Genomic DNA, 17,371 nt, shown 5'->3' with positions numbered 1-17,371 from the left:
CACCGCGTCCGGCCGACACGCCACCACGCCACCACGTCCGGCCGCCCTGCCGCCACGTCGGGCCACCACCCCGGGCCGCCTCATGGGACCGTTCCCGTCGTGGCGGCGCGGCTCAGCCCGAGGCGCCCACCTCGTTGTCGGGTGCTCCGTCGCCCGCCGGGGGCAGGTCGCCGCGTTCGATCGGCATGCCGTCGTGCGGGGGCCGGGGCTTGTCGTGGTGGCGGGGCGGGAGGAGGAAGGCGAGTTCGGCGTCGGTGGGGCGGTGGGCGGCGAGGGCGGCTGCCCGCAGGGCGTCGCGGTCGACCGTGGCCGCGGCGGCGCTGATCCGGACGAGGTGGCCGTCCTCCGGTACGGCGTACTCGTGCTGTCCCGCCGAGGTCCGGTACCAGGCGTCCCCGTCGCGTTCACAGCCGACCGGCTCGCCCGTGCCCTGGCCGAGCGGCAGTTCGGGGCAGCTGCCGGCGGTCATCGTGCCGTGGTCGACGAGGAGCAGGAGCTGGGCGCTGTTCTTCCGGGACCAGTAGGCGGCGGAGAAGCCGTCGGCGCCGTACACGCCGACGGACTGCCGGGCCAGCGTGAAGCCGGGGGACTCGGTGACATAGACGAGCCCGGGCGCGAGGCCCAACGCCTCGGCCCGGGCGTGGAGTTCGGCCCGGTCGGGGGACGGCATCAGGGGCTCGCGGCCCGCGACCACGACCTTCTCGGTCCCGCAGGCGGTGAGCAGCGACGGCAGGAACGCCAGGGGCAGCAGAACACGCGCGGTACGGAGCTTGAGCATGCCCTCCATCCTGCCGCACAGTTGTTCCACAGGTGAGCCAAAGAGTCCGTTCCGTGAGAGCGCTTACCCACAAGGGCCACTTCGCGCCACGAGGGGATGGTGAGGCTCCGGGGGCCGGTCTCACGACGGGTGTGGGCGGGTGTCCGATTCCTTCAAGACCGGCCGTCGCCGGTCCGCCTACGGTGGCCGTATGACTCCACGACTCGACGCGATCGGCATGGTGGCCTCGGACATGGCCGCCTCCGTCACCTTCTACCGCCGGCTCGGTTTCGCCTTCCCCGAGGGCGCCGAGCACCAGCCGCACGCCGAGGCCCAACTGCCCGGCGGGCTGCGGCTGCTGCTCGACACCGAGGAGACCGTCCGCTCCTTCCACCCCGAGTACCGCCCGGGGACGGGTGGCGGCGCGGGGCTGGCCCTGCTGTGCGACAGTCCGGCCGAAGTCGACGCGGTGTACGAGGAGTTGGTGAACGCCGGGTACCGCGGTGAGCTCAAGCCGTGGGACGCGGTGTGGGGCCACCGGTACGCCGTGATCCTCGATCCCGACGGCAACGGCGTCGACCTCTTCGCACCACTGCCGGCGCCCGCCCCCGAGTAGCCGTCCCACCGGCCCCCACCACAGTCCCCCACCGCCGACACCCATCACCGGCACCCGACCCGGCCCACCACCGGCACCCGACCCGGCCCGCCTCCGCTACCGTCGGCCGAGCAGCTCGCCGAGCGGCAGCCCCGCCAACTCCCGTACGTCACGCGCCAGATGTGCCTGATCGGCGTACCCGGTGCGGGCCGCCGTCTCGGCGAAGGGCACGCCGTTCCGGGCGAGTGCGAGCGCCCGGCGCAGCCGCAGCACCCGCGCCAGCGTCTTGGGCCCGTACCCGAACGCGGCGAGTGACCTGCGGTGCAACTGCCGTGCCCCCAGCCCTAGTTCGTCGGCGGTCGCCGCGACGGCACGCCCCGCGTCGAGGGCGACGACGACGCGCCGCAGCACCGGATCGGGGCGCCCCACATCGGCCGCCCGTTCCAGGACGACCTCTTCGAGCCCGCTCGCCGGATCACCCGCCGCGTTCACCCGGGCGGTGAGCCGCCGTACGAGCGCCGGGGACCACAGATCGGCCAGCTCCACCCGCCGGTCACGCAACTCGTGCGCGGGCACACCGAGAAAGGCGGGCGCGGTGCCCGGATAGAACCGGAGGCCCGCCCAGCTGCTCGGTCCCCCTTCGGTGACGTACGCGCGCGTGTCCGGTCCGGCGACCATGAGCCGGCCGTCGTGCCACAGCAGATCCATGCACCCGTCGGGCAGCACCCGCCCGGAGCCGGGGCCGACAGGGCCACCGGGACTGTTGATCCAGACCACAGCCCCGTCCAGCCGAGACGCCCTTTCCGCATACACACGAAAAAGGCTACGCCTGTGGCCGCCGGGTACTGCCGTGCCCTTCAGGGGCGCGGGGAACCGCGCGAGCAACCACGGACCACCCGCAGCCCGCAACAGACCCACGCAGACCCACTCAGACCCGCACAGACCCACACCCCGACGGCACCCCCGGCTCCACACGGCACCCCCGGCTCTCCACAGAATGCCGATGCTCCTGCGGACTCACCCGTGCACCCTCTTGGACGCACTCGCCACCGCGAACGCGCTACTCGTCCGTCTTCTTCACCGGCGACCGCAGCCTCGACGTCACGTCCTCCGGTGGCAGGAAGCGCGACCAGCGCTCCGGGAACTCGGAGGGCATGTCGGGGTCCTCGGGGTCGTGGGAGCGGGCGGCGGCCGCGCGGGCGACGTACTCGGCGGCCTGTTCCTCGCGGAGGCGCTCGTTTGCGGCGCGGGCCGCGGCCGTGGCGGCGGCGGGCCAGACGCGGTCGATGGCGGCGTTGACGGCGGCGCCGGCCAGGACGGCGAAGGCGCTCACGCCGATCCAGAGGAGGACGGCGACGGCGGCGGCGAGCGAGCCGTAGATCGTCGCCCCCTCGACCGTGCTGGTGAGGTAGATGCGGAGCAGGAAGCTGCCGAGGACCCACATGCCGAGGGCCATGAGGGAGCCCGGTACGTCCTCGACCCAGGGGGAGCGGACCGGCACCGACACGTGGTAGAGCGTCGTCAGGAAGACGATGGACAGGACGATCACGACGGGCCAGTAGAGGACCTGGACGACGGTCGCCGACCACGGGACGATCCGGACGACGGCGTCGGGCCCGGCGACCATCAGCGGCAGGGCGACCGAACCGATCAGCAGGGCCACGATGAAGAGCAGGAACGCCATGAGGCGGGTCTTGACGATGCCGCGGACGCCGTCGAGGCCGTACATGACGGTGATGGTGTCGATGAAGACGTTCACCGCGCGGGAGCCGGACCACAGGGCGAAGAGGAATCCTATGGAGATGACGTCGGGGCGACCGCCCTTCATCACGTCGTCCAGGATCGGCTGCGCGATCTGTGCGACGCCCTTGTCGGACAGGACGGTGCGCGAGGCCTCCAGGAGGTTGAGCTCCAGGCTGGCGATGGTGTCGGCGCCGGTCCAGTCGTCGACGTAGCCGAGCAGGCCGATCATGCTGAGCAGCAGCGGTGGCACGGAGAGCAGCGTGAAGAACGCCGCCTCGGCCGCGAGGCCCAGGATGCGGTACTCGATGCAGGAGTTGACGGTGTCCTTCAGGAGCAGCCAGGCGGTCCTGCGCTTGGAGACGTCCCGGTAGAGGGCACGCGCGCGGTGGAGACGCCCATGGGGGCTCTCGGACGGTGGGGGTGACTGACTTGCTGGCTGCACGCCCTAAAGGTATCCGCCTGCGCGTGCCGCCCTCACCTCCCGGTGCCGTCGGTCGCGACAGGGCCCGCGCGCGGCGCACCTTTCCCTCCGGTCGCGTCACGGGGCAGCAAACAAAGGGAAACCCAGCAGAAACCAAAGGTGATTCCAAATCGCCTTTTCTGTCATGAACGTGCTGGCTGAATCAATGAGGGGCCGGAAGTGGAACGTCCGAGCGTGCTTGTACCGTCTTTTCGGAAAGTTCCCCGCTGAAACGCCGTACGGGCTCAGGTACGACAGGCCGGAAGAGATCGGAAAAGGGGCGGGAAAGCGTCAATCACCCGACCTCCCTTGACCCGTTCCCGAATGTACCGAAAGAATCCGGATTGCATTCGGCTGCGGCCACCTGGACCAGGTGCCGGCCCAGCACACCTCAGGGGATTCGCCCAGGCTCCGACCAGGCCTGATCAATTCCGCCACACGCGTCACCGCTTCCCATCCCCTCTCCTTCTGTCATTCCGCGCGCCGTCCCGTTCACCCCCGGGCGCCTTCCATCGCAATACCTGTCGCGGAGAAATTCAATGACATTGCCAGCACCACGACACGTGGTGGAAAAACCGGGCGAGGTCCAGGGGGCCGAGCCGGACGCGGCGGAATCGTACACCGCCACCGAGCGACTCCTCGCCGAAGTTCTGGCCGGCGTCGCACGCGTCGAACATGTGCCCGCAGAAAGCCATTTCTTCGACGACCTCGGTGCCAACTCGCTGACAATGGCGCATTTCTGTGCCCGCGTCAGGAAGCACCCCGACCTGCCGTCGGTCTCCATCCGGGACGTCTACGGCCACCCGACGATCCGCGGCCTCGCCGCCGCACTGGCCGAGGCGCCGGCTCCGTCGGCCGCCCTGCCGGTGCCCGCCGAGGCCGCACCCCCCGGCAGCACGTTCCGGTACGCCCTGTGCGGGGCGCTGCAGTTGCTCCTCTTCGCCGGATACGGCCTGCTCGCCACCTCCGGATACGTACTGGGGTACGAGTGGGTGGCGGACGCCTCGGGGCTCGTCGAGATCTATCTGCGCTCGGCGGTCTTCGGCCTGCTCGCCTTCCTCGCCCTGTGCACCCTGCCGGTCGCCGCCAAATGGCTGCTGGTCGGGCGGTGGAAGCCCGTGGAGTTCCCCGTGTGGGGCCCGGCGTATCTGCGGTTCTGGATCGTCAAGGCGCTTCTGCACACCAGCCCGATGATCCTGTTCGTCGGCAACCCGCTGTACGTGCTGTACCTGCGGGCCCTCGGCGCCCGCATCGGACCGGGCGTCACGATCCTCAGCCGCACCGTCCCGGTCTGCACCGACCTGCTGACGATCGGCGCGGGCACGGTGATCCGCAAGGACTCCGTCTTCCTCTGCTACCGGGCGCGCGCCGGGCGCATCCGCACCGGCCCGGTGACCCTCGGCCGGGACGTCTTCGTCGGCGAGCACACCGTCCTCGACATCGGGACCGCCCTGGGCGACGGCTCCCAGCTCGGCCACTCCTCCGCGCTGCGCGCCGAGGAGTCGGTCCCGGCCGGGGAGAGCCGGCACGGCTCACCGGCCCGGCGCACGGACGTGGACCACGTCCGGGTGGCCCCCCTCCCGTGCGGCACGCTCCGGCGGGCCGGATACGGCCTCGCCGCCCTGCTCCAGACGCTGCTGCTGTACGTGCCGCTGACGGTCGGCGGCGCCTATCTCCTGCTCACCGCCGCGCCCGAACTGGACACCCTCCTCGACCCGGCGTCGCGGCACCTCACCTCGGCACGCTTCTACGTCGAGGCGATGGCCCTCTCGCTCGCGCTGTTCGCCGGCTCCGTCGCCGTCGGAGCCGTCGTCGTGTTCGTCGTCCCGCGACTGCTGCGCCCGCTCGTGGAGCCGGACCGCACCTATCCGCTGTACGGCTTCCACTACTCGGTGCACCGCGCGATCGCCCGCCTGACCAACCTCAAGTTCTTCACGTGGCTGTGCGGCGACAGCTCGTACATCGTCCCCTGCCTCAAGGCCCTCGGCTACGACCTCTCACGCGTCGACCAGACCGGATCCAACTTCGGCACCGCGGTGCAGCACGAGACGCCGTACCTGGTGAAGGTCGGCAGCGGCACGATGGTCGCGGACGGGCTGTCGGTGATGAACGCGGACTACTCCGCCACGTCGTTCCGGGTGTCCCGGACGGCGATCGGCGGGCACAACTTCCTGGGCAATCTCATCGCCTACCCGGTCGGCGGCCGGACCGGCGAGAACTGCCTGCTGGCCACGAAGGTGCTGGTCCCGCTCGACGGCGAGATCCGCGAAGGGGTCGGGCTGCTCGGCTCGCCGCCCTTCGAGATCCCCCGCTCGGTGGAGCGCGACAGCCGCTTCGACCACCTGCGCGAGGGCGAGGAACTGCGCCGCCGGCTCGCCGCGAAGAACCGCTTCAACCTGCGCTCGATGGGACTGTTCCTGTTCCTGCGCTGGCTGCACACCTTCGCGCTCACCGTGCTCGGCTTCATCGCCGTCGATCTGTACGGGCACGGCGACGGCATCGCGGGACTGCTCGCGCTCGCCGCGCTGCCCCTGGCGGCGCTGGTGTTCACCGTCTTCTACTACACGCTGGTGGAACGGTCCCTGACCCGCTTCCGGCCGCTGCGGCCACGGTTGTGCTCCATCTACGACCCCGTCTTCTGGCGGCAGGAGCGGCTGTGGAAACTGCCGGACAAACACCTGACGATGCTCAACGGCACCCCGTTCAAGAGCTTCGTCTGGCGGCTGCTGGGGGTGCGGATCGGGCGCCGGGTCTTCGACGACGGGGCGTTCATCACCGAGCGGACGCTGACGGCCGTCGGGGACGACTGCACGCTCGCGGCCGGCAGCAAGATCCAGGCGCATTCGCAGGAGGACGGCACCTTCAAGTCCGACCACGTCACGATCGGCGCCGGCTGCACGCTCGAGGTCGAGGCGTTCGTGCACTACGGCGTGGTGCTGGGCGAGGGGGCCGTGCTCGCGCCGGACTCCTTCCTGATGAAGGGCGAGGAGGTGCCGCCGCACGCGCGCTGGGGCGGGAACCCGGCGACGGAGACCACCGGATCACGGTGAATCGGGGGAAAGAAATGGATCGGTCGGAGTCGGGCGACGCTGCCCGGAAATACTGGCACGAGGTGCTCACCGCCGGGGGGCGGACCGTGGTTCCGCGGTGGAGCGCCGACCCGGCGAAAGGGGTCGCTGCTTACGAAGTCGTCCTGCCAGAAGGCCTGTTGACCGTCTTGGACGGTACAGCCGCGCTGCTCGCCGCCCACGCCAAGGTGCTCGCCGTGCTGTCGGGCGAGGGCGAGGTCACCACCGGCTGGCTGGAGGACGGCCGCATACTGCCGTGCCGGCTCACCACCGCACCCGGCGACACCTGGCGCGCACTGCTGGGGCACACCCACCGGGTCACCACGGAGCTGCTGACGCACGCCGGGTTCCCGGTGGCCGCGCTGCGCCGCGAACTCGGCCTCGGTGAACCGCCGTTCGAGACCGTGCTCGACACGAGCGGCGGCGACGGCGACCTCGACCAGGACGTGGTCCTGCGGGTGGGCCTGGTGCACCGCGACGATGGTCCGGCGCTGCGGCTGCGGTACCGCACGGACGTGCTCGACGAGGACGGCGCGGCCCGGATCGCCGGGTACCACGTCACCGCCCTCACCCTGCTGGCCGCCGAACCGGACGCCGAGCACGGGCGGCGGAGTCTGGTGTCGGACGACGAACTCCGGTTCCAGCTCGACGGGTTGGCAGGGCCGCACCGCGAACTGCCCGACCGCCGGGTGCACGAGCTGTTCGAACAGCGGGTCGTGGCGCACCCGGACGCCGTCGCGGCCGTCCACGGCGACCGGCGCTGGACGTACCGCGAGCTCAACTCCCGTGCCAACCAGCTCAGTCGGGCGCTGCTGGTCCGGGGCCTCGGCCGTGAGGGCGTCGTCGCGGTGGTGACCGAGCGGAACCTGGACTGGATGGCCGCCGTGCTCGCGGTGTTCAAGGCGGGGGGCGCCTACCTGCCCGTCGAGCCGCACTTCCCCGCCGAGCGCATCGCCACCACGCTCGCCCGCGCCGGGTGCGAGCTGGTGCTCACCGAACGGGGCAGCACAGCTGCGCTGGACGAGGCCCTGCCCGCGCTGCCCGGGGCGCGGCGGCTGCTCGTCGAGGACGCGTACGACGAGGCCCACCCGGACTCCGACCTCGGCATGGAGATCGCACCGGACCGGCTGGCGTACATCTACTTCACGTCCGGTTCCACGGGCGAGCCCAAGGGCGCGATGTGCGAGCACGCCGGGATGCTCAACCACCTCCACGCCAAGCTCGACGACCTCGACATCGGCGAGGGGGACGTGGTCGCGCAGACCGCGCCGCAGTGCTTCGACATCTCCCTGTGGCAGCTGCTGGCCGCGCCGCTGGTCGGCGGGCGGACGCTGCTCGTGGAGCAGGAGGTGGTCCTGGACGTCGAACGGTTCGTCGACCGGATCGCCGACGGCCGGGCGAACGTGGTCCAGGTGGTGCCGTCGTACCTCGAAGCGGTCCTCGCCCATCTGGAGCAGCACCCCCGGGAGCTGCCCGACCTGCGCCGGGTCTCGGTCACCGGGGAGGCGCTGAAGAAGGAGCTGGCGGAACGCTGGTTCGCCACCGAGCCGGGGATACCGCTGGTCAACGCCTACGGGCTGACGGAGACCTCGGACGACACCAACCACGAGGTGATGGACCGGGCGCCGGAGGGGGGCCGGGTGCCACTGGGCCGTCCCGTCGGCAACGTCCGTGTGTACGTCGTCGACGAGCACCTCTCCCTCGTGCCGCTGGGCGCACCGGGGGAGATCGTCTTCTCCGGGGTGTGTGTGGGACGCGGATACGTCAACGATCCCGAGCGCACCGCGCGGGCGTTCACCACCGACCCGTACCGGCCCGGCGAGCGGCTCTACCGCAGCGGGGACCACGGGCGCTGGCGGCCCGACGGCAAGCTGGAGTTCCTGGGCCGGCGGGACACCCAGGTCAAGGTGCGGGGCTTCCGTATCGAGATCGGTGAGGTGGAGAACGCGCTGCTCGGGGTGGCGGGTGTGCGGGACGGCGCGGTGGTGGTCGCCCGGGGCGCGCACCTGGTGGCCTTCCACTCCGGCCGGCCGCTCGCGGTCGAGGAGCTGCGGGACCGGCTGGCGGCCTCGCTGCCGGCCTACATGGTGCCGTCGGTGTTCCACTGGCGGGAGAGCCTGCCGCTGACCGCCAACGGCAAGATCGACCGGCGCACGCTGACCACGCTGGCCGAGCGACTCGACTCGGCGGCGGACGAGTCGGGCGAGCCTCCGGTCACGCCGACCGAGGAGCGGCTGGCTGCCGCGTGGGCGGAGGTGCTCGGTGTGCCACGGGCCCGCATCGGCCGGCACGACCACTTCTTCGACCGGGGCGGCACCTCGCTGTCGGCGGTGAAGCTCGCGATCGCCCTGGACCGGGCGGTGTCCCCCAAGGACGTGACCGGGCGGCCCGTCCTGTCCGAGCTGGCCGGGCTGATCGACACGAGGGCCGGCGCGCACACCGTCGCCGACACCATGGGGAGGTCGTCGTCATGAGCTTCCTGAGCCGCCGCGGCTCCGCGAGCCGCCGCCGAAAGGACACGAGGACGACACCGTCGTCCTCGGCCCCCGCACTCCTGCCGGACATCGGGACAGCGCCCGGCAGGCCTCCGCTCCTCACCGTCTCCCCCGCCGAACCCGCTCCCCGCTGGGCGGCCGCCCGGCGGGACGCCCTGCGTGCCGCCGTCGCCGAGCACGGCGCGGTCCTCGTACGCGGCCTCGGACTGCGGGACGCGACCGAAGTGGGCGCGGTCTTCCGTGGATTGACCGACACGCTGATGACCGAGAGGGAGGCCTTCGCGCCCCGGCGGACGTACGCGGACGGTGTGTACTCGTCGACGGCCTGGCCGTCGAACCAACCGATGTGCATGCACCACGAGTTGAGCTACACCCTGGAGTTCCCCGGCCTGATGCTCTTCGCCTGCCTCGAAGCCGCCGAGCGGGGCGGGGCGACCGGGGTCGCCGACGCGGAGGCCGTACTGGCCGCGCTGCCACCCGAGTTGACCAAGCGGTTCGAGCGGGACGGCTGGCTGCTCACCCGCTCGTACAACGACGAGATCGGCGCGTCGGTCGCCGAGGCGTTCGGCACCGACGACCGGACCGTCGTCGAGGCCTACTGCCGGGCGCACTCCATCGAGTTCGCCTGGCGGCCCGACGGATCCCTGCACACCCGGCAGCGGCGTGCCGCCGTGCTCCGGCATCCGGTGACCGGCCGCCGCTGCTGGTTCAACCAGATCGCGTTCCTCAACGAATGGACCATGGACCCCGAGGTGCGCGAGTACCTGGTGGACCTGTACGGGGCCGACGGGCTGCCGTTCAACACCCGCTACGGCGACGGCGACCCGATCGGAGCCGACGTCGTCGAGACGCTCAACGAGGTCTACGAGGCGCACACCGTCCGCGAGCCGTGGCGCTCCGGTGACCTGCTCCTCGTCGACAACATCCGCTCCGCCCACAGTCGTGAGCCCTTCGAGGGGCCGCGCGAGGTGCTGGTGGGTCTCGCGGATCCGGTACGGCCGACCGACCGCGACACACAGGTCCCCGACGCGAAGGACGAGGTGAGGTTCTGATGACCGAGGTTCCGGGTTTCGCCGTGATCTCCGGCGCCCAGGTGCAGCGGGCCCTGCGGGGCCGGGAACGGGAGATCGTCGAACTGGTCGAGTCGGCCTACCTGTTGCACGGGGACGGGAAGACGGGCGACACGGTCAATCCGCCGTCGTACTTTCTCCGCTTCCCCGACCGTCCGTCCTCGCGGATCATCGCGCTGCCCGCCTCGCTGGGCGGGAGGTTCCAGGTGGACGGGTTGAAGTGGATCTCCAGTTTCCCGGAGAACACGGCGTCGGGGCTGCCGCGCGCGTCCGCCGTGCTCATCCTCAACGACCACGTCACCGGCTACCCGTTCGCGTGTCTGGAGGCCTCGGTCATCAGCGCGAGCCGGACTGCTGCATCGGCGGCGCTGGCGGCCGGCCGGCTGAGCGCGCGCCGGGGGGCGCCGCGTCCGGTCCGGGTCGGCTTCCTCGGGGCGGGCCTGATCGCCCGGTACATCCACACGTTCCTCGCGGCGACCGGGTTCGGGTTCGAGGAGGTGGGGGTGCACGACCTGTCCGCGGACAGCGCGACCGGGTTCCGGGGGTATCTGGAGCGGTCCGACGCGGGCGGGCGCGTGGCCGTGTACGACAGCGCCGAGGACGTGATCCGGGCGAGCGACCTGGTGGTTTTCGCGACGATCGCGGGCGAGCCGCACATCCGTGAACCGAAGTGGTTCGCCCACAACCCCCTGGTGCTGCACGTGTCGCTGCGCGATCTCGCGCCCGAGGTGCTGCTCGCGTCGGCGAACTTCGTCGACGACGTCGAGCACTGCCTCAAGGCGAACACGTCGCCGCACCTGACCGAACAGCTCACCGGCGCACGGGACTTCCTCGACGGAACGCTCCACGACGTCCTCACCGGCCGGGCGACCGTGCCGGCGGACCGTCCGGTGGTCTTCTCGCCCTTCGGCCTCGGGGTCCTCGACCTCGCGGTCGGCGGATATGTCCACGACGAAGTGGCCCGCTCCGGCGGACTGCGGGTCGTGGACGACTTCTTCCACGAGCTGCGCCGCCACGGCTGACCGGGCCGGGCGCAGCGAGTACGACATTGCACAACCAGGGGGGCAGCGGTGCCAGTCATATCCGTTCCCACGGACTTCAACGAGGAGGAGCTGTACGTCGATCTGCGACAGGTCGTCGGACACAGGCTCTTCCTGAAGTGCGAGGGCTTCAACTTCGCCGGCTCGATCAAGCTCAAGGCCGCGTCCGAGATGGTGCGGGCCGCCGAACGGGAGGGACGTCTCCGGCCGGGCTCGACGCTCGTGGAGTCGTCGTCCGGCAATCTGGGCGTCGCGCTGAGCATGATCGCGGCGAGCCGGGGCTACCGGTTTCTGTGTGTGACCGATTCCCGGTGCAATCCGCAGACCCGGCGCATGATCGAGGCGTTGGGCAGCCGGGTCCACGTCATCTCCGAGCCCGACCCGCACGGCGGCTTCCTCGGCGCCCGGATCGCGTACGTCCGCGCGCTGTGCGCCACCGACCAGCGGTACGTGTGGCTCGACCAGTACACCAATCAGGCGAACTGGCAGGCGCACTACCGCACCACGGCGCCCGCCATCGCCCGGCAGTTCCCGCGTCTGGACGTGCTGTTCGTGGGGGTCGGCACCTCCGGGACGCTGATGGGCTGCGCCCAGTGGTTCTGGGAGCGGCGGCGCCGGGTGCGGATCGTCGCCGTGGACAGTGTCGGTTCGGTGGCGTTCGGCGGGGCGCCGGGCCGCCGGATGATCCCGGGGCTCGGCACGAGCGTGACCCCGGCGCTGCTCGACGCGTCCTACGTGGACGACGTCGTCCGGGTTGAGGAGAGCGACACCGTACGGGCCTGTCACCGCATGGCCCGGCGCGGCTTCCTCTTCGGGGGCTCCACCGGCACGGTCGTCAGCGGTGCCACCGAGTGGCTGACCCGCAACGGCTCGCCCGACACCACGGCGGTGGCCGTCTCCCCGGACCTCGGGGAGCGCTACCTCGACACCATCTACCGGCCGGGCTGGCCGCAGGAGCAGTACGGGGAGGCCGTACGGGACCCTGAGGAGGAATTCGGCACAGGCGAACTGGGTACGGGCGAGCTCGCGGCGCCCGTCTGACCCGGCATCCACGATCCGGCGCCGGACCCTCCTGATACGGCGCCGGACACCTGCCCGCCGGACACCGGTGAGCTTCACCGTGACGACGCGTTGCCGAGGGGTAGATTCCCTTCATGGCAGCCGGCACCCACCACGTGACCAATCAGGCTCCGCCCCTGGTGGACTACGACGTCTTCGCCGCCGACGAGGTCCTGACGGAGGCGGTCGAGCGGCATCTGGCGCCGGAGGTGCTGGAGGAGGCGCGGGACGAGCTGAAGGGGCTCGGGCGTACGGCCGGCTCCGCGCAGGTGCAGGAGTGGGGGCGGCTGGCGAACGAGAACCCGCCGAAGCTCAGGACGTACGACCGGTACGGGAACCGGGTGGACGAGGTGGAGTTCCATCCGTCCTGGCACCGGCTGCTCGGCAAAGGTGTCTCGGCCGGGCTGACGGCGGCCTGGACACGGCCCGGCGGGCATGTGCGGCGGGCCGCCGCGTTCGTCGTCTGGACCCAGGTCGAGGCGGGCAACGGGTGCCCGCTGTCCATGACCCACGCGGCGGTGCCCGCCCTGCGCACGGACCCGGTGCTCGCCGCCGAATGGGAACCGCGGCTGACGTCCATGGTCTACGACTGGGACATGCGGCCCGCCGACCAGAAGGCCGGCGCCCTCTTCGGGATGGGCATGACCGAGAAGCAGGGCGGCAGCGACGTACGCGCCAACACGACCGCGGCGCGGCCGCTGGCCGAGGACGGGACGTACGAGCTGACGGGCCACAAGTGGTTCTGCTCGGCGCCGATGTCGGACGGGTTCCTGGTGCTGGCTCAGGCGCCGGGCGGGCTGACGTGTTTCCTGGTGCCCCGGGTACTGGCCGACGGCTCGCGGAACGTGTTCCGCATCCAGCGGCTCAAGGAGAAGCTGGGCAACCGGTCGAACGCCTCCGCCGAGGTCGAGTTCGACGGGACGTGGGCGCGCCGGGTCGGGGACGAGGGGCGGGGAGTGCGCACGATCATCGGGATGGTGGCGGCCACCCGGCTGGACTGCGCCCTGGGCGCGGCCTCCCTGATGCGGCAGGCGGTGGCGCAGGCGGTGCACCACTGCACGTACCGGGAGGCGTTCGGCGGGCGGCTGATCGACAAGCCGCTGATGCGCAACGTTCTCGCCGATCTCGCGCTGGAGTCGGAGGCGGCGACGGCGCTGGCGGTGCGGCTGGCGGCAGCCTATGACAGCGCCGAGGTGGACGCGGCCGGGGCGGGCAGCGAGAGCGAACGCTCGTTCTTGCGGCTCGCGGTGCCGGTCGCCAAGTACTGGGTGACCAAGCGCTGCACCCCGACCGTGGTCGAGGCCTCCGAGTGCCTCGGCGGCAACGGCTATGTCGAGGAGTCGGGCATGCCCCGTCTGCTGCGCGAGTCCCCGCTCAACTCCGTCTGGGAGGGCGCCGGAAACGTCCAGGCCCTCGACGTGCTGCGGGCCCTGCAGCGCGAACCACAGGCCCTCGACGCCTACTTGAGGGAGGTGGGCCGGGCCCGCGGCGCCGACCACCGGCTCGACGGCGCGATCAAGGACCTGCTGACCGAACTCGCCGATCTGGACGGCATCGAGGCCCGCGCACGCCGGCTCGTGGAGCGGCTCGCCCTCGTCCTGCAGGGCGCGCTCCTCGTGCGGTACGCGCCCCCGGCGGTCGCCGACGCGTTCTGTGCCTCCCGGCTGGGCGGCGACTGGGGCACGGCCTTCGGCACGCTGCCGCACACCCTGGATCTGGCGTCGGTGGTGGAACGGGCGCGTCCGGTGAGCTGAAACCCGCCCGGCGGGCGGGACGCCCTCTCTCGAGTGGTGCGACGCGGGGGTGGTGCTGCGCCGACACGGCACCACCCCCGCTTCTCGGGCCCCGGTGAGCGGAGCGCATGCGCCGCACGGGCGACGTTGAACAAGTTTCAAGGAGCGTACGGCGGTTCGCCAGGGTTGCAGGGGGTTGCAACTCGTCTGCGCTCTGTGGCCGGAGTGTGTCCCTCCGTGGCCGAAGAGCGGCAGACTGGGAAGCCCGCAGTCAACGCCGTCGCGCGGATCCGGACTTCCGCGGCCATCAGGGGCCGTGGAGCGGACCGGCCTGCCGGGAAGGAACATGTGCCGCACTCTCCGATGGAAGTCACGCGGCTCACCGCCACGGACGCCGCCCGGGCGGCCCGGGTCCTCGGCGAGGTGCGCGCCACCACCCTCGACGGCCGCCCTTCGAGTCCCGCCCCGCGCCCCGCGATCCGGGAGTCCTGGGGCCGCACGGTGCGCAGCGGCATCGACCCCGACCACGACTTCCGGTCCGACCTCCTCGGCCGCGACGAGGTCGAGCGCCGCCGCCGGACCTCGCGGCTGCGCCACGTCCTGCCCGTGCTCCGCGAGGGGCTGCTCTCCCTCGCGGACACCGCGCAGCACATCATGATGGTCGCGGACGCCGACGCCCGGGTGCTGTGGCGCGAGGGCAGTACGGCGGTGCTCCGCAAGGCCGACGGGCACGGCCTCGGGATCGGCGCGGACTGGCGCGAGGAGACCGTCGGCACGAACGGCATCGGCACGCCGCTCGTCTCCCGCCGCGCCGTACAGGTCTTCTCCGCCGAGCACTTCGTCCGCGCCCTGCACCCGTGGACCTGCACCGGCGCCCCCATCACCGACCCGCGCGACGGCCGGCTGCTCGGCGCCGTGGACATCAGCGGACCCCTGGAGACGCTGCACCCCTCCACCCTCGCGCTCGTCGACACGGTCGCCAAACTCGCCCAGGCCCGCCTACGGGACCTGCACCTGACCTCGCTCGAACAGCTGCGCGCGGTGGCGGCGCCGGTCCTGGCCCGGATCGGCGGCCGCGCGGTCGCCGTCGACCGGGACGGCTGGACGGCCGCGGTGACGGGTATGCCGTACACCAGCCGTGTGGCCCTCCCCCAGTCCCTCTCCCCCGGCCGCTGCTGGCTTCCCGCGCTCGGACTGTGCACCGTCGAGCCGCTGCCCGCCGGCTGGCTGATACGCCCCACCACGGACCCGGCGCCCGCCCCGACCGCCACGCACATCACCCTCGACGTCTCCCACCCGCGCCGCTGGACCGTCACCGTCGCCGGCTGCGCGGGCTCCTGGACCCATGCGCTCACCCCCCGCCACGCCGAACTCCTGTACCTCCTCGCCCTCCACCGCGGCGGCCGCAGCGCCGCCGCCCTCGCGGACGACATGTTCGGCGACCCCGCGCGCACCGTCACCGTCCGCGCCGAGATGTCCCGCGTACGCCGCTACCTCGGCGCCTTCCTCGACCACCGGCCGTACCGGTTCACCGAACGGGCCGATGTCGAAGTCCGCCTCCCCGCAACCCCGTTGGACCTCCTGCCGTACTCGGTGGCACCGGGGGTGGTCAGGGCCCGGGGGGTCACTCCGGGTGACCTGCTCCGGGCGGATCGGCGTCCGGGGCACGAGAGAGCCGAGCCGAACCCCTGATCGCACGTCAAACATTCTCAACCCCTTCCCCGTGAACGGATCATGGCGTCGGGGTGAGGGATCTCCCTGTATTTCTCCGGACCTCGGCATGACACGTGTCCCACTGACGTAGCATCGCTGCCAGGCCGCCCCACCTGCCTCTCCGTCAAGATCTTGTTCTTGGTTGGCAGTTGGCCGTCCCCGGGAGGTTTGATGAAGCACCGCGGCAGGCACCGTCGACGCAGAAGGGGACGTGCGCTGCGTGCGTCCCTGGCGGGGACCGCGCTGGCGCTCACGGCGGCGGCCACCCTGATCAGCACGTCGCAGGCGGCGGGCGGGGCCACGCCGGGCGCGCTCTCCTCGATCACCTCCGCCGATGAGCTGCGCGGGCTTCAGCTCCGGGAAACCCTGACCGACACCACCGAGCTGCGCACCCTCTCCCACGCGATGGGCGGCGGGGTCGGTGTCGACGAGGTGCTGCGGAGCGCGAACCACGCGATGCGCGGCGAGGGCGACTGTTTCGCCACCGAGAAGGACAATCTGCCCGTCGAGCCGGTGGCCGCGCGGGCGTACTGCTGGGAGCCGGGCGACGCGGTCGACGACAAGTGGGTCCCCCGCTCGGTCACCACGTCCCGGAACAACCAGGTCATCGCGGCCGGCTGGACGCACACCGGCGTCGAGAGCGACACCCCCGGCGACACGACGGGGGCCGGCGGCCCGCCCGCCGGCGTCACCGGTGCCGCCGACACCGACGACGAGGGGCTCGCCAGGGTCGCCTTCGTCGACGCCGCCGACCCAACGGACCTCCGGTACCGATGGGTTCTGCTGGTCGTCCCGACGGCCGACGGGCAGGGCTTCGAGGGCCTGCGTTCCCGGCTCGGCGGCATGGTCTGGTACGAGGACAAGCTGATCGTCACCGCGCGAGGCCCGGAGAGCCGCGGAGAGCGGGACGATTCCCTGTACGTCTTCGACCTGGCCCGCTTCCTCCGCCCCGATGTGACCGACAGCGACGTGATCGGCAAGACCGGCGACGGCTGGTCGGCCCACCACTACCGGTACGCGCTGCCCGCGGTCGCCGCCTACCGTCCGCCGGCGGGCGGCTGCGACGCGCGCGACAACGACGGGGTGCCCTGCTTCGGCTCGCTCTCCCTCGACCGGACGTCGACACCGCCCACGGTCGTCGCGAGCGAGCGGTTCCGGCCGAGCCGTGAGGAGCCCGCCCGGATCTGGCGCTACGCCCTGGACACCACCGCCGACCGCACCGGCATGCTCACCACCACCGGGCGCGAGAGCGTCGCCGTCGCCACCGAGGCGTACGAGACCGAGGCCGCGGGTGTCCGGGGTGTCCTGGCCCACAAGGGGGACTGGTACGTCGACCAGGCCGCCGGGAAGCGCGACCGGCACGGCACTCTCTGGCGCCAGGACGAGGAGGGTGCCGAGGCAGCCCGGTGCGCGCAGGACAAGGCCGACGAGACGTCGGGCCTCCAGTCGTACGCCTGCTGGGGGCGCCACACGGCCTCCCTCTCCTACTCCCCGGAGACCGGCGAGGTGTGGACGCTCACCGACCCCATCCCGGAGCGGGTGCTGTACGCGGTGAGGCTGTCGGACGTCGACAGCGCGCTGAGCTAGGAATCCCGGCCCGCCCCCAAGGGCGGCCCGACTCCGAGGCCGACTCCGAGT

At 71.9% G+C, this 17,371-nt stretch carries 12 protein-coding genes; 9 read left to right on the top strand and 3 right to left on the bottom strand.

What is annotated here, in order from left to right; all coding sequences use genetic code 11:
• Nucleotides 1-112 precede the first annotated feature (112 nt).
• The gene (locus OG202_RS37875) at nucleotides 113-778 is read right to left on the bottom strand and encodes a hypothetical protein (RefSeq protein ID WP_327727305.1); all 666 of its coding nucleotides are present in this window, start codon (nucleotides 776-778) and stop codon (nucleotides 113-115) included.
• A gap of 190 nt (nucleotides 779-968) precedes the next feature.
• Between OG202_RS37875 and OG202_RS37870 the strand changes: the two genes are divergently transcribed.
• Complete coding sequence (locus OG202_RS37870) at nucleotides 969-1,373, top strand: VOC family protein (protein WP_327727306.1); 405 nt, start codon at nucleotides 969-971, stop codon at nucleotides 1,371-1,373.
• 96 nt (nucleotides 1,374-1,469) lie between these two features.
• Here the strand turns inward: OG202_RS37870 and OG202_RS37865 are convergent, their stop codons facing one another.
• Both OG202_RS37865 and OG202_RS37860 read right to left on the bottom strand, forming a co-directional pair.
• Nucleotides 1,470-2,165 (bottom strand): DUF6597 domain-containing transcriptional factor, encoded by a 696-nt coding sequence (locus tag OG202_RS37865; RefSeq protein WP_327727307.1) that lies wholly within the window; start codon nucleotides 2,163-2,165, stop codon nucleotides 1,470-1,472.
• A gap of 247 nt (nucleotides 2,166-2,412) precedes the next feature.
• Nucleotides 2,413-3,537 (bottom strand): YihY/virulence factor BrkB family protein, encoded by a 1,125-nt coding sequence (locus tag OG202_RS37860; protein ID WP_327727308.1) that lies wholly within the window; start codon nucleotides 3,535-3,537, stop codon nucleotides 2,413-2,415.
• Between the two features lie 557 nt (nucleotides 3,538-4,094).
• Between OG202_RS37860 and OG202_RS37855 the strand changes: the two genes are divergently transcribed.
• From OG202_RS37855 to OG202_RS37820, 8 genes are all read left to right on the top strand, one after another.
• Entirely contained in the window at nucleotides 4,095-6,605 is a 2,511-nt protein-coding gene (locus OG202_RS37855) for a Pls/PosA family non-ribosomal peptide synthetase (RefSeq protein WP_327727309.1), read from the top strand.
• A 14-nt stretch (nucleotides 6,606-6,619) separates the two neighbouring features.
• Complete coding sequence (locus tag OG202_RS37850; protein ID WP_327727310.1) at nucleotides 6,620-9,097, top strand: non-ribosomal peptide synthetase; 2,478 nt, start codon at nucleotides 6,620-6,622, stop codon at nucleotides 9,095-9,097.
• Nucleotides 9,094-10,170: a TauD/TfdA family dioxygenase gene (locus tag OG202_RS37845; RefSeq protein WP_327727311.1), complete on the top strand. Its 1,077-nt coding sequence runs from the start codon at nucleotides 9,094-9,096 to the stop codon at nucleotides 10,168-10,170. The genes OG202_RS37850 and OG202_RS37845 overlap by 4 nt, the downstream gene beginning before the upstream one ends.
• On the top strand, nucleotides 10,170-11,210 hold the full coding sequence (gene sbnB, locus OG202_RS37840; RefSeq protein ID WP_328224245.1) for a 2,3-diaminopropionate biosynthesis protein SbnB: 1,041 nt from the start codon (nucleotides 10,170-10,172) through the stop codon (nucleotides 11,208-11,210). The genes OG202_RS37845 and sbnB overlap by 1 nt, the downstream gene beginning before the upstream one ends.
• A gap of 48 nt (nucleotides 11,211-11,258) precedes the next feature.
• The gene (sbnA, locus tag OG202_RS37835) at nucleotides 11,259-12,269 is read left to right on the top strand and encodes a 2,3-diaminopropionate biosynthesis protein SbnA (RefSeq protein WP_326575573.1); all 1,011 of its coding nucleotides are present in this window, start codon (nucleotides 11,259-11,261) and stop codon (nucleotides 12,267-12,269) included.
• Between the two features lie 113 nt (nucleotides 12,270-12,382).
• Entirely contained in the window at nucleotides 12,383-14,041 is a 1,659-nt protein-coding gene (locus OG202_RS37830) for an acyl-CoA dehydrogenase family protein (RefSeq protein ID WP_328224244.1), read from the top strand.
• A gap of 342 nt (nucleotides 14,042-14,383) precedes the next feature.
• Nucleotides 14,384-15,712: a helix-turn-helix domain-containing protein gene (locus OG202_RS37825; RefSeq protein WP_327732094.1), complete on the top strand. Its 1,329-nt coding sequence runs from the start codon at nucleotides 14,384-14,386 to the stop codon at nucleotides 15,710-15,712.
• 192 nt (nucleotides 15,713-15,904) lie between these two features.
• Nucleotides 15,905-17,320: a hypothetical protein gene (locus OG202_RS37820; protein WP_327727314.1), complete on the top strand. Its 1,416-nt coding sequence runs from the start codon at nucleotides 15,905-15,907 to the stop codon at nucleotides 17,318-17,320.
• Nucleotides 17,321-17,371: the final 51 nt, after the last annotated feature.

The organism is Streptomyces sp. NBC_00310 (assembly GCF_036208085.1).
Lineage (GTDB): Bacteria > Actinomycetota > Actinomycetes > Streptomycetales > Streptomycetaceae > Streptomyces.
Note: the sequence above shows the minus strand (reverse complement) of the source record. Positions and strands in the feature narration are given on the sequence as shown.

Bases quoted from the DNA above. Each gene is read 5' to 3' on its own strand.
- OG202_RS37845 (WP_327727311.1), top strand. From the start codon at position 9,094: ATGAGCTTCCTGAGCCGCCGCGGCTCCGCGAGCCGCCGCCGAAAGGAC.
- OG202_RS37830 (WP_328224244.1), top strand. From the start codon at position 12,383: ATGGCAGCCGGCACCCACCACGTGACCAATCAGGCTCCGCCCCTGGTG.
- OG202_RS37855 (WP_327727309.1), top strand. From the start codon at position 4,095: ATGACATTGCCAGCACCACGACACGTGGTGGAAAAACCGGGCGAGGTC.
- OG202_RS37820 (WP_327727314.1), top strand. From the start codon at position 15,905: ATGAAGCACCGCGGCAGGCACCGTCGACGCAGAAGGGGACGTGCGCTG.
- OG202_RS37850 (WP_327727310.1), top strand. From the start codon at position 6,620: ATGGATCGGTCGGAGTCGGGCGACGCTGCCCGGAAATACTGGCACGAG.
- OG202_RS37875 (WP_327727305.1), bottom strand. From the start codon at position 778: ATGCTCAAGCTCCGTACCGCGCGTGTTCTGCTGCCCCTGGCGTTCCTG.
- OG202_RS37825 (WP_327732094.1), top strand. From the start codon at position 14,384: ATGGAAGTCACGCGGCTCACCGCCACGGACGCCGCCCGGGCGGCCCGG.
- OG202_RS37870 (WP_327727306.1), top strand. From the start codon at position 969: ATGACTCCACGACTCGACGCGATCGGCATGGTGGCCTCGGACATGGCC.
- sbnB (WP_328224245.1), top strand. From the start codon at position 10,170: ATGACCGAGGTTCCGGGTTTCGCCGTGATCTCCGGCGCCCAGGTGCAG.